This is a genomic window from Bacillus sp. FSL M8-0166, assembly GCF_038008825.1.
Taxonomy (GTDB): domain Bacteria; phylum Bacillota; class Bacilli; order Bacillales; family Bacillaceae; genus Bacillus; species Bacillus safensis.
On record NZ_JBBOZZ010000001.1, the window covers coordinates 2,697,484 to 2,709,639 of the forward strand.

10 protein-coding genes are annotated in these 12,156 nt (G+C 42.8%); all 10 read right to left on the reverse strand.

The annotated features are described in order from the left end of the window. Positions 1 to 59: 59 nt before the first annotated feature. Positions 60 to 320: an RNA-binding S4 domain-containing protein gene (locus NSS92_RS13985; RefSeq protein WP_008341839.1), complete on the reverse strand. Its 261-nt coding sequence runs from the start codon at positions 318 to 320 to the stop codon at positions 60 to 62. Continuing rightward, positions 317 to 1,801: a nucleoside triphosphate pyrophosphohydrolase gene (gene mazG, locus NSS92_RS13990; RefSeq protein ID WP_340868662.1), complete on the reverse strand. Its 1,485-nt coding sequence runs from the start codon at positions 1,799 to 1,801 to the stop codon at positions 317 to 319. The genes NSS92_RS13985 and mazG overlap by 4 nt, the downstream gene beginning before the upstream one ends. Then, complete coding sequence (locus NSS92_RS13995) at positions 1,791 to 3,395, reverse strand: putative polysaccharide biosynthesis protein (RefSeq protein WP_340868664.1); 1,605 nt, start codon at positions 3,393 to 3,395, stop codon at positions 1,791 to 1,793. Before NSS92_RS13995 ends, mazG begins: the two co-directional genes overlap by 11 nt. 187 nt (positions 3,396 to 3,582) lie before the next feature. Continuing rightward, positions 3,583 to 4,119, reverse strand: a complete 537-nt coding sequence (gene spoVT / locus NSS92_RS14000) for a stage V sporulation protein T (RefSeq protein WP_034284159.1) — start codon at positions 4,117 to 4,119, stop codon at positions 3,583 to 3,585. A 139-nt stretch (positions 4,120 to 4,258) separates the two neighbouring features. Further along, positions 4,259 to 7,792, reverse strand: coding sequence for a transcription-repair coupling factor (gene mfd, locus NSS92_RS14005; RefSeq protein WP_095407538.1), 3,534 nt, complete (start codon positions 7,790 to 7,792; stop codon positions 4,259 to 4,261). Positions 7,793 to 7,860: 68 nt separating this feature from the next. Then, positions 7,861 to 8,091: an anti-sigma-F factor Fin family protein gene (locus NSS92_RS14010; protein WP_003217967.1), complete on the reverse strand. Its 231-nt coding sequence runs from the start codon at positions 8,089 to 8,091 to the stop codon at positions 7,861 to 7,863. A gap of 55 nt (positions 8,092 to 8,146) precedes the next feature. Next, the gene (gene pth / locus NSS92_RS14015) at positions 8,147 to 8,713 is read right to left on the reverse strand and encodes an aminoacyl-tRNA hydrolase (RefSeq protein ID WP_034624433.1); all 567 of its coding nucleotides are present in this window, start codon (positions 8,711 to 8,713) and stop codon (positions 8,147 to 8,149) included. 140 nt (positions 8,714 to 8,853) lie between these two features. Further along, entirely contained in the window at positions 8,854 to 9,480 is a 627-nt protein-coding gene (locus tag NSS92_RS14020; protein ID WP_267588142.1) for a 50S ribosomal protein L25/general stress protein Ctc, read from the reverse strand. Positions 9,481 to 9,617: 137 nt separating this feature from the next. Further along, positions 9,618 to 10,571: a ribose-phosphate diphosphokinase gene (locus tag NSS92_RS14025; RefSeq protein WP_024425641.1), complete on the reverse strand. Its 954-nt coding sequence runs from the start codon at positions 10,569 to 10,571 to the stop codon at positions 9,618 to 9,620. A gap of 22 nt (positions 10,572 to 10,593) precedes the next feature. Then, complete coding sequence (glmU, locus tag NSS92_RS14030) at positions 10,594 to 11,964, reverse strand: bifunctional UDP-N-acetylglucosamine diphosphorylase/glucosamine-1-phosphate N-acetyltransferase GlmU (RefSeq protein WP_340868675.1); 1,371 nt, start codon at positions 11,962 to 11,964, stop codon at positions 10,594 to 10,596. Positions 11,965 to 12,156 lie beyond the last annotated feature (192 nt).

Below are 12,156 nucleotides of genomic sequence, written 5' to 3' on the forward strand. Positions count from 1 at the left end.
TATCTCATACTTGCATGTTACTGCATTGTATGTGATAAAAGGGGCATTTAGAACAAGCCCTATTCTGCTGTTTTTTCTTCTTTTAGCACAGTATACATGCCAGCCGCTTCTTCTTTTTTCGTCGTGTCCTTTAACTCGTTGACTTGAACAGTCACTAGTTTTTGACCAAAGCGGATTTGGAGCTCATCTCCTTCTTTCACGTCAGAGCTTGCTTTCGCCTGTGTTCCGTTAATAGAAATCCTGCCTTGATCAGCTACTTCTTTTGCCAATGTTCTTCTTTTAATTAAACGGGACACTTTTAAAAATTTATCTAATCTCATGTATGTTCACCTCTTTCTATGCGTTTCGCATCGTTCCATAGATCGTCCATTTCCTCTAGCGTTAAGTCATCTAATGAACGGCCCATGTCCTTTGCTTTTTGTTCGATATGCTGAAAGCGCCGCATGAATTTTGTATTGGCAGAAGCGAGTGCCGTTTCAGGCTCTAGGTGATAGAACCTGCCAATGTTGACGAGAACAAACAAAAGATCTCCAAATTCATCTTTCATCTGCTTCGTTGCACCTTCGTCCGTCTTCTCTGCCACTTCAACGAGAAATTCCTGCTTTTCTTCTTCATATTTGTTCCAAATATCTTGAACATCTGTCCAATCAAAGCCCACCTTGGCGGCTTTCTTTTGGAGTTTATATGCCTTTGTTAGTGCTGGAAGTGTCGCCGGAATCGATTGCAAAATAGAAGCGGCGCGCTCTGGCTTTTCCTGCTGCTTGATTTTTTCCCAGTTGGCGACCACATCTGCTGCCTCAGAAACATTCGTGTCACCAAACACATGAGGGTGTCGCCGAATCATTTTTTCTGTGACATGCTGGATAACGTCATCAATAGAGAAATAACCGTCATCTTCGCCAATTTGAGCGTGAAGTAACACCTGCAGCAGCACATCGCCGAGCTCTTCCACTATATGATCTGGGTCATCTTCATCTATCGCTTCAAGCAGTTCATAGCATTCTTCAATTAAATATGGTTTGAGTGACTCATTGGTTTGTTTTTGATCCCATGGGCAGCCACCCGGACCTCTTAATGTACGTATAACGTCACGGAAGGTGTCAAATTGTTGATAAAGCAGCTTTTCATCTTGAATCGGAGGAACATAAACACTCGTTAAGTTATTTATCGACACATCTCGATCAAGTTCAAATAAAGGAACGGCAGTAATCTGTTCCTGACTGCTTCCAGCTGCTGTCACAATATAAACTTCATAATCGTCAGGGAGCTTTTCCATCAGCGTGAGTTTCACATTCGAAGCTGTCATCTGATCATATACCTGACAAATCAGGACATGCTGGGTTAATTTCAAATCATCCGCTCTCATATCCCCTGCATCAACGAATTGTAATCCCTCGATGGGATCAATCTGCAAGGAGTTGAATGTCGCATCTAGAAAGCTTTGTCCACCAGCGACAGACACCTCAATCCCGCGCTCTTTCTGCTCAGCGACGAGCAGCTGTACGGTCTTTTCTGCTACAAATGGATGCCCAGGTACTGCGTACACAATGTCTTTTTCCGCTGCCTCTGCAAATAATATTTCGGTAATTTCCTGATACACCTGATCAAACTGATCGTGCTTTTCATAAATTTCATCAAAAAAGGTGAGAGATGGGACCTCCTGCATCAACTCTGCGGTAAGCGGATGATCCTGCGTTCTCATAAATACTTCTTTCGCCTGCTTCAGCTGCTTATATACACCGAGCGTCAGCTGATCTATGTCGCCTGCCCCGAGACCGACGACGGTAATCTTACCTGCCATTTTGATTCCCTCTCATCTGTTTAAAATATAAAATCTTTTCTCCTAATGGAATGAGTCTCCATTCCTCGTCCGTAAATACTTCTAGCTTAAGAATACTATATAAAAAGGCGAAACCACCAATAAAAACTGATGTCAGGCTCTCTAAAACGGAAAACGGACGTTTTTCAAAGGGGATAACCCATGAAAACAGAGCCTGATATCCTATTAAGACCACAGCCATGAAGGCGGCTGATAAAAGAATTTTCACTGGGAACAGCTCTCTCCATGAAATCCATCCTTTATGTTTCAAATAAACGGCATTGAGCAAGGCTGCTGTGAGAAAACCACATACAGTTGACCATGCGGCCCCGTGGATGCCAAATAACGGAACAAGCGCAATCGTTAGAATCCATTTCACCAGCACGCTGAGGACCACCACAACAGCAGGATACACAGTATGCCCGAGCCCTTGCAGTAAAGCCGCCTGCGTAATGGCAATCGACGTAAAGGCAATCGATACACAGAATATTTGCAAGGCATCGGTACCTAAATCATTACGAAAAAGCATTGTATTTACTGGTGCTAAAATACAAATCAGTCCAACCGCTGATCCAATCCCTAATACCGATGTGGTCTTAACCGATGACCGAACTTTTTGCCGTATCGTTTCATGCTCTCCATTCCTCATGGCTGCCGATAAAAATGGCACAAGAGAGGTTCCGATGCTGATGGCAAACACCGTTCCTAGCTGCAAGAACGGTTGACCTCGGTCATACACACCTTTTGCCGCCTTTGCCGCCGCTTCACTGAGACCCTCGCTGCGCAGCAACGCATACAGATGAAAGGCATCAATCATTTGCATCCATAAAATGAGCAAACCGCTGACACAAATCGTCAATGTATACAGCACCAAACTCTTCAAAACATCTTTTTTTCGAAGTGTCGCCTGTTTGCGTGACATACTTGCAGCAGACTGCTTTCGATAGGTCAGCCAAAGGAAAAGAAGCAAAATGAGCGAGGCCGCACTTCCCGCAATAGAAGAGAACACCGCACCCGCCCCTGTTTCATAAAGCGAATAGCCGTGTCTCACGAAATAAAAGGATAAAACAAGCAGGACGCCTACCCTGATGAGCTGCTCAACCAATTGAGAAACAGCCGTTGGAAGCATCAGACCGTCACTCTGAAAAACCCCCCTCAGCATCACAGTGAGCGGCAAAAATAGAAACACAAAAGCACTCATCTGGATGAGCAGAATTAATTGACTGTCTGCCATAAGGCTCGCAATTGTGCCTGCTCCTATGTAAAGACAAAGAAATAAGACTAGGCTCAGTAATGTGATATATACCAAGGATACCCTTGAAATGATCCGTCGATTCTCTTCCCCATGCTCACTCAAAAGCTTGGACACCATGACAGGAAAACCTGTTGTGCCAAGCATGATGGCAATGCCAAGGAATGGATATACCTGCTGATAAATATAAAACCCTGTGTCCCCTACGATGTTTTGAAACGGGACACGGTAAACGGCACTTAGTACCTTTGATAACAAGCCTGCGATGGTCAAAATCACCGCACCCTGGAAAAGCCAGTGAGGCTGATTCACAGCATTTTTCATGGATGACTCCTTTAAAATAGATCTACAGTTAAACGCACTCATTATATCATACGTGAAAAAGACGTTCTTTTCTAAGGAGTAGACGGCGCATTTCTCGTTTTGTTTCATCCCATATAAAAAACCGACAAAATCAAATGATTTCATCGGCATTCTTTCGTTTTATCAAAATGATATAGAGTTATTAGACCTAATGTTCCATTTGACGGGCTAAGAAGCCAGCTGCTGTTTCTGCCGCTTTATGCTCCACTTCTCCCATTGAACGCTCTTTAGAAAATAAGACGACGGCGCCAATCGGATCTCCGTTTGCAACAATAGGTGCAATGGTATAAGAAGATACGTCATCATCAATACCATCAACAAGTTGAATTTCTTTTTTGCTTTCTTCTAACACAGAATTACGCTGATCCATTGTTCGTTCAAGTAAATCACTGATGGATTTGTTTAAGTACTCTTTTTTCGAACTTCCGGATACAGCAATATACGTATCTCGATCACAGATCAGGATGGAATGACCCAAACTGTCGAATAATGCATCAGCATATTCCTTCGCAAAGTCTCCTAGCTCACTAATCGGCGAATACTTCTTCAAAATCACTTCTCCATCGCGGTCGACGAAAATCTCAAGCGGATCTCCTTCCCGGATGCGCAATGTTCTGCGAATCTCCTTCGGAATAACCACTCTACCTAGATCATCGATGCGGCGTACAATTCCAGTTGCTTTCATTCACTGCTGCCTCTCTTTCGTTTGATGATGTGTTGGGTGAATGGAACAAAAGCGTCCACTTTATGCAACATTCACCACTTGACCCTGAGTTTAGTATCCGTCACATCAAACGTAATATACACGAGAGACAAACAAAATTTTATGAAGATGGAATCGTTTCTTTTTTCACATCTTGAAGGCCTCGAAGCATGTTAAGAACAACCTCAAGCCATTCCTCGGTCTTCTTGCCTTTCGTTTGGACAGAAATAATCAGTTTGCTGCCTTCCATTCCTAAACCGATTTCACGTCCATATTTACTGCCGAGCTCAAATAGTTTTTGACCGTCGATTTCACTGCTAGCTTTCTCATCAAGGGTGAGTCTGACAATGCCTTTCTCCATCTTGATCAGCTCGACACGTTCCTGGACAGCGTACACCTTCATTGTCGCAATCGTAAACAAGTCAGCCACTTCTTGCGGATATTCACCAAACCGGTCGATCATTTCATCCTGAAGCTCTTTCCGCTCTTCAATCGAGCCAATTGCTCTAAACTGTTTATACATTTCAATCTTTTGCTTGCCATCCGAAATATAAGTGTCTGGGATGTAAGCATCAATTTGCAGATCAATTTCTGGCTCGAATTTATCTTGAGCCGTTGTATCGCCTCTTCTTTCCTCAATGGCTTCTTTCAGCATTTGAGAATAGAGGTCAAATCCAACTGAATCAATGAAACCATGCTGCTGAGCACCAAGTAAGTTCCCTGCTCCTCGAATCGTTAAATCACGCATCGCAATTTTAAACCCAGATCCGAGCTCTGTGAATTCTTTAATGGCTTGAAGTCTTTTCTCCGCAACTTCAGAAAGAACTTTATCTTTTCGATACGTGAAATAAGCATAAGCGACACGGTTCGAACGCCCGACTCGTCCTCTTAGCTGGTACAGCTGAGAAAGCCCCATTTTATCGGCATCGTGGACGATGAGTGTGTTCACATTTGGAATATCGACTCCCGTTTCAATGATGGTGGTACTGACCAATACATCTGATTCACCTTCAAGGAAATTGATCATCACTGATTCCAGCTCGTTCTCACTCATTTTCCCGTGCGCATAACTGACTTTTGCGTCTGGGACCAGCATGGAGATTTCATCTGCTTTTCGTTCAATATCCTCAACACGGTTGTAAAGGAAGTACACTTGACCGCCGCGAGCTAATTCTCGTTCAATCGCTTCTCTGACTAAAGCGCCATTGTACTCGACCACATAGGTTTGAACAGGGAATCGGTTTTCAGGCGGTGTTTCAATAACCGATAAATCCCGCACGCCAAGCATGGACATATGAAGCGTACGCGGAATTGGCGTAGCCGTTAATGTCAGTACGTCGATATTGGCTTTCATCTGCTTAATTTTCTCTTTATGCGTCACACCAAAACGCTGTTCCTCATCAATGATCAACAGCCCTAAATCCTTGTAGACGATGTCTTTTGAAAGAAGACGGTGTGTGCCGATGACCATATCAATCGTTCCGTTTTTCAGCCCTTTTAACGTTTCGGTTGTTTCTTTTCTTGTACGAAAACGGCTCAGCTGCGCGATTTTGACAGGGTAGTCTTGGAATCGGTCCATGATTGTGTCAAAATGCTGCTGCGCTAAGATGGTTGTCGGAACTAGCAAGGCTACCTGCTTCCCGTCAGCAATGGCTTTGAAGGCCGCTCGAATGGCCACCTCCGTTTTTCCGTAACCCACATCTCCACAAAGCAGACGGTCCATTGGACGCTCCCGCTCCATATCCTGTTTAATTTCGTGAATCGAACGGATTTGATCATCTGTTTCCTGGTAAGGGAACGCAGATTCAAACTGGCGCTGCATCTCATGGTCAGGCGAGAAGGCATATCCTTTGCTTGCCTCACGTTCTGCGTACAGCTTAATCAGATCATCTGCGATGTCCTGTACAGATGTTTCAACTTTTTTCTTCACGCGTTTCCAATCGCTGCCGCCTAGTTTGTACAGCTTTGGTTCTTTACCTTCTGATCCTACATATTTCTGCACCTGATCAATTTGTTCAACCGGTACATAAAGCTTGTCGCTTCCTTGATAATGAATATTTAAATAATCCTTATGAATGCCGCCGATTTCAAGCGTTTCAATTCCTAAATATTTACCGATCCCGTGGTTAATGTGCACCACATAATCGCCGACTTGAAGCTCTGAATAGCTCTTGATTCGCTCTGCATTGGTCAGCTTTTGCTTACGTGCCTGCTTTTTCACACGTTTCTTGAAGAGTTCACCTTCTGTGATCACAGCAATTTTTGATAACGGCAGTTCAAAGCCTGTTTGCAGCTCACCTTGTAAAATATACACCTGTCCGCTTACAAGCTCAGCGTCCGGTTTAGCAAGAGCGGCTTCAATGTCATAATCATGCAGAACAGACGACAGCTTTTCTGTCCGCTCTTCATCCGCACCTAAGAAGACAACCGTGTATTGCTGTTTTTTATAGCGTTCAATTTCACTCGCCAGCACATTCATCTGCCCGTGGAAATTCTGCATTTGCTTACTAGATACATTGACGATATTCTGCGGATTTGTCTGCTGGACATGTCTCAAGAACAAGGAGTAGTACAGAATGGACCTCGATTGCTGATTGATCAGTTCTTGGAACGGGAAAGAAAGGGATAAATCATGAAGAATATTGCCTTCTTCAAGCAGACTAATTGTCCAATCAGCTTCTTCCTGTTCAAGCTGTTCTTCCATCTCCTGAATTCTGCTGATTTCATCTAAAATAATAATCGTATCCTGCGAAGTATAATCTAGCAAACTAGCAGGCTTTTCATAGAAATAGGACAGGTACTTCGTCATTTCCTGTGTCACAATGCCTTCTAGCAGCTTCTCGCGGTCAGCAGAAATATTTTGATGAAGCAGCTCTTTTTGCTGATCTGAGTTGAATTTCTTTAAACTCTTCGCCAGCCCTTGATCAAGCTGTTCAATGGCTCTCACTCGTTCAGGCCCTCTCACAATTAACTCTTTTGCAGGACCTATTTTGATTTCTTGAAGTGTTTCTAATGAACGCTGTGTATCTGAATGAAACGTTCGAATGGAGTCTATTTCTGTATCAAACAGTTCAATACGAATTGGATGATCTTCCGTTAACGCATAGATGTCGATGATTCCTCCGCGCACACTAAAGTCTCCGGGCGCAGCAACCATTGACGTCCGGTCATAACCAATTTGTACGAGCTGTTTTGAAAACGCCTCCAAATCAATTTCTTCACCGATCTTTAAATGGACCTGACTCTCCTTCCAGAGCTCTACTGGCGGAAGCATCCTGCGCACCGCAGCAGCGGGAGTGACGATAATGGGGTTTTCTCCATTTGCAAGTCGATTCAGGACATCTAAACGCTGTGCTCTCAGCTCAGGGCTGGCCACTGCAATTTCTGAAGCGATGAGTTCATTGACAGGATAAAGAAGAACTGAGCGATCCGGCATCACACTTGCTAGATCATCTGTTACCTTCTGCGCCTGATATAGATTGTGCGTCACAATAAACATTGGCCGCTTAAGTTCGTCTGATATTGCGGCTGTAAATAAAGATCTGACGGAGCCTGATAGTCCGGCAAGCAGCTGTTCTTTTAACCCTTCCTTTAGCCCATTAAAAATGGACTGAAAATCATCACTTTGTTTGATAAATGATTGTATGTTTTTCATTTGGCTCCTCCTCCCTGTTTGTTTCAAACAGAAAAACGCTTTGGTCTAATATCTACACCAAAGCTTTTTTATTGAATAAAAGTATGATACTGATGGTAATCAGGATTTCTTTCGAGCGCCTCTTGGCAATCCTCACAAATGGTTTGTACATGTAAATCACCATTTTCCCTATAAGAAATCATATCGTTTCTTTCCTCATTTGTTAAGTGATGAAATCCAAGTGCTTCACTTTGGACAGCAGATTCATCTAGACTGCCGACCTTTACACCACAGTGGCGGCAGTAATAATGCAAAGCCATACGTGATCCTCCCATGCTGAGATTTTATGATCAGTATGTGCTTTGCTTATCATTCTTATACCTTCTTGTTAAAATCATTCATCACTTCTAAAAATGGCTTTTTTAAAGCGGCTTCACAGGCCTCAACAGACGCTTGAATGGCTGATGCGATGTCAGGCTGTTCCTCTTCTGAGAAACGTCCTAGTACGTAATCAACGACCTTCATTCCGTTTTGAGGACGTCCAATGCCGATACGGAATCGGTCAAATTCAGGAGAACCTAAATGCTGAATCAATGATTTGATTCCATTATGCCCGCCTGCACTTCCTTTTGTACGTAAGCGAATCCGGCCAGTTGGCAAATCAAGATCATCATAGATCACTTTCAAATGTTCAAGCGGAATATCGTAATAGTCCATCAGCGGACGCACACATTCTCCTGATAAGTTCATATATGTAAGCGGCTTTACAAGTAGAACCTTTTGCCCTGAAACAAACCCAGTTCCAAATTGTCCATGGAATTTTGATTGATTTAAAGGAATGTCCCATTTTTTTGATAGTTCATCTATTGTCATAAACCCGACATTATGTCTTGTTTTTTCATATTCTTTTCCTGGATTTCCTAATCCAACGAATGCAATCATGAAACCAATAACCTCCTTTGTCACACAGCACACGCCTAAAAAATGAGCCAATCAGATTGCCTCATGTAAAAACGTATGAATTCTTTTCATTCTAGCACAAAAGACGCAACCGCGGGAGGGTTACGTCTCTAAATGACCAGTTATTCTCCATCGTCATCCTTTTCTTTAATGGCCTCAGGCTCTTGCGGCTCCTCTTCGCTATCTGGCTCAGGAACCTCTGATTGCTGAGGCGGCAGAATGGATGCAACGACTTCTTCTGGATCGTTATTGATTTGATAAGATGACTGAACAGGCAGATCAGCAACTGTTAAGACATCATTGACTTCTAAGTTTGTAATATCAGCTTCAATATTCTGCGGGATATCTTTTGGTTTCGCTGTAACAGATAGTTCAAATAGTGGCTGCTGAAGCACACCGCCATCTTTTACCCCTTTAGACTCGCCAATCAGCTGTATTGGTACATCTGCGTCTATTTCACGCTTTAAGTCAACAACTTGAAAATCAGCATGGACAAGCTCGTTTTTCAGCGGATCTGTTTGTAATTCTGTCACCATCACAGATTTCGTTTCACCACCCACGTCTAAGGTGATAATTGTATTCTTCCCTTCATCACGTAAGGTTTTTAATAAATCGATGCTGTCTAATGAAACAGCCAGACTGTCTGTATTTTTTCCGTATATGACACCAGGAACGTGTCCTGAATGACGGATTTTTTGCAGTGTGGAACGTTTGAAATCAGTTCTTTTATTTGCTTTTAAAGTTGCCATATTCAGCACCATCCTATTTCTTTTTTGTCACTACTCTCATAATTACCCATAACCGAATCATTTTAAACCTATTTGCCGTGAATGTTGATAGCAAAAAGACCCCAAGCTTGATGCCTAGGGCCTTTTTAATCAGAAAATTAGCTGAAAAGGTAGCTCACAGATTCTTCTTCATGTACACGGATGATGGCTTCTGCAAGCAAAGGCCCAACTGAAAGCGGAATGAATTTTCCAACTTTCTTATCATCAGTTAATTGAATACTGTTTGTGACAACCAATTCTTTGATTTTAGAGTTTGTGATGCGTTCTACTGCCGGTCCAGACAATACTGGATGCGTACAGCAAGCATATACTTCAGCTGCTCCATTTTCGACTAGCGCATTTGCTGCAAGTGTAATGGTACCAGCTGTATCAATGATATCATCGATCAGAATGGCCGTTTTGCCTTCAATGTTACCAATAATGTTCATGACTTCAGCAACGTTTGGCTTTGGACGGCGTTTGTCGATAATTGCGATTGGCGCTTTCAGGCGATCTGCCATTTTACGCGCACGTGTCACACCACCGTGGTCAGGAGACACAACAACGATATCATTCAAGTTCTTCTGTTCGAAATAGTTTGTTAAGATTGGCACAGCCATTAAATTATCGATTGGAATATCAAAGAAACCTTGGATTTGCGGCGCATGAAGATCAAGTGCAATCACACGTGTAGCACCTGCTGTTTCAAGCAAGTTCGCAAAAAGCTTCGCAGTGATTGGCTCACGAGGTTTTGCCTTACGATCTTGACGTGCGTATCCGTAATAAGGGATCACAATATTGACAGTTTTCGCAGAAGCGCGTTTTAGCGCATCCACCATAATGAGCAGTTCCATAATATGCTCATTGACTGGCGCACTTGTTGATTGAATGACATAACAATCACAGCCGCGGATACTTTCTTCAATATTGATTTGGACTTCACCGTCACTAAAGCGTTTAACAGAGCTCTTTCCTACATCAACTCCGATACGATCGGCAATTTCTTTGGCAAGTTCAGGGTTTGAATTCAAAGAAAATATCTTTAAATTCGCATCAGCATAACGATTAGACATGGTAAACCTCCGGGTATTTGGATTATTTTTTATGAATATTTTTCACATAATCTTCTTTATTGACTTGTCTTGCTCTAGCAATAGACAATGCATCCTGCGGTACATCTTCTGTAACCGTTGAACCGGCTGCAACATATGCCCCTTTTCCGACAGTGACTGGTGCAACGAGATTTGAATTACAGCCAATAAAGGCGCCGTCTTCAATCTTCGTTAAGAATTTGTTTTTCCCATCATAGTTGACTGTAATGGAACCACAGCCAAGGTTTACATCTGTTCCGACCTCTGCGTCTCCAATGTAGCTTAGATGAGATGCTTTGCTGCGGTCACCGAAAACTGTTTTCTTGATTTCGACAAAATTCCCGATTTTCACTTCATCGCCAATTTTCGACAACGGGCGAATATGAGCAAACGGTCCAATTGTCACATCGACTCCAACCTCACTATCGCAGACGACAGATTGCTTAATGACTGTTCGATCTCCGATGATGCTGTCAACAATTTCAGTGTTTGGCCCAATAGTGGCGTCTGCACCGATTTTTACATTCCCTTTGATGACCGTCCCAGGATAAATGATTGTATCTTCACCGATGACAGCATCTGGCGAAATATACGTGTTCTCAGGATCAATCAAGGTCACACCATTCTTCATATGCTGATGATTAATACGTCGCTTCATGAATTGCTCTGCTTGTGATAGAGCGATACGATCATTAACTCCAAGTGTTTCTTCAAAATGCGGTGTTTGATAAGCTGCAACTGTTTGCCCTTCATTTTTTAAAATTTCAATGACGTCTGGCAAGTAGTATTCACCCTGTGCATTTTCATTCGACACTTGCTCAATCACACGGAAGAGATCTTCATTTGAAAAGCAATAAGTCCCTGTATTAATTTCATTCACTTGACGCTCTGCATCGTTCGCATCTTTATGCTCCACAATTTTCACGACAGCACCTGTTTCGTCTCGAATAATACGGCCATAGCCTGTCGGATCATCCGCATGTGCTGTTAAAATAGTGACTTTCGCTTGATGTTTTTGATGCTCGCTTAACATGGCTTCCATTGTTTCCGCTGTCAATAATGGCGTATCACCACAAATGACAATGGTTGTTCCCTTTTCCTGCGCGAGGAACGACTTTGCTTGTTTGACGGCATGGGCTGTTCCCAGCTGTTCTTCTTGAAGTGCATACTCACTTCTGTCTCCAAGCTGCTCTTTAACGTCCTCTGCTCCATGACCGACAATCGTCACTAGCTTGGCTAAAGAAAGCTTTAACGCTTCATCTGCCACATGCTCGACCATTGGCTTTCCGCAAACTGGATGAAGTACTTTATATAGCTTCGACTTCATTCTCGTTCCTTTTCCCGCTGCTAAAATCACTGCGAACCGCTTATCCATTGATTGGCCTCCAATATCCCTATTATCCATAGAAAAATATATCCTAAATAAGGACTGATTTCAAGGATACATAAGGAAGTACAATAATTTTCTAACAGATGAAACACATAAGAAACAAGAGAAAGAACGCAAAAAAGACAGCATTTAAAAGAAAACATTCATTTTCTCTTAAAGCTGTCTTTTTAGGTTCAC

Excerpts from the sequence above, each read along its gene's own strand:
- pth (WP_034624433.1), bottom strand. The coding sequence starts at position 8,713 with ATGATTGCATTCGTTGGATTAGGAAATCCAGGAAAAGAATATGAAAAA.
- NSS92_RS14020 (WP_267588142.1), bottom strand. The coding sequence starts at position 9,480 with ATGGCAACTTTAAAAGCAAATAAAAGAACTGATTTCAAACGTTCCACA.
- NSS92_RS13985 (WP_008341839.1), bottom strand. The coding sequence starts at position 320 with ATGAGATTAGATAAATTTTTAAAAGTGTCCCGTTTAATTAAAAGAAGA.
- NSS92_RS14010 (WP_003217967.1), bottom strand. The coding sequence starts at position 8,091 with ATGGCTTTGCATTATTACTGCCGCCACTGTGGTGTAAAGGTCGGCAGT.
- mfd (WP_095407538.1), bottom strand. The coding sequence starts at position 7,792 with ATGAAAAACATACAATCATTTATCAAACAAAGTGATGATTTTCAGTCC.
- glmU (WP_340868675.1), bottom strand. The coding sequence starts at position 11,964 with ATGGATAAGCGGTTCGCAGTGATTTTAGCAGCGGGAAAAGGAACGAGA.
- NSS92_RS13995 (WP_340868664.1), bottom strand. The coding sequence starts at position 3,395 with ATGAAAAATGCTGTGAATCAGCCTCACTGGCTTTTCCAGGGTGCGGTG.
- NSS92_RS14025 (WP_024425641.1), bottom strand. The coding sequence starts at position 10,571 with ATGTCTAATCGTTATGCTGATGCGAATTTAAAGATATTTTCTTTGAAT.
- spoVT (WP_034284159.1), bottom strand. The coding sequence starts at position 4,119 with ATGAAAGCAACTGGAATTGTACGCCGCATCGATGATCTAGGTAGAGTG.
- mazG (WP_340868662.1), bottom strand. The coding sequence starts at position 1,801 with ATGGCAGGTAAGATTACCGTCGTCGGTCTCGGGGCAGGCGACATAGAT.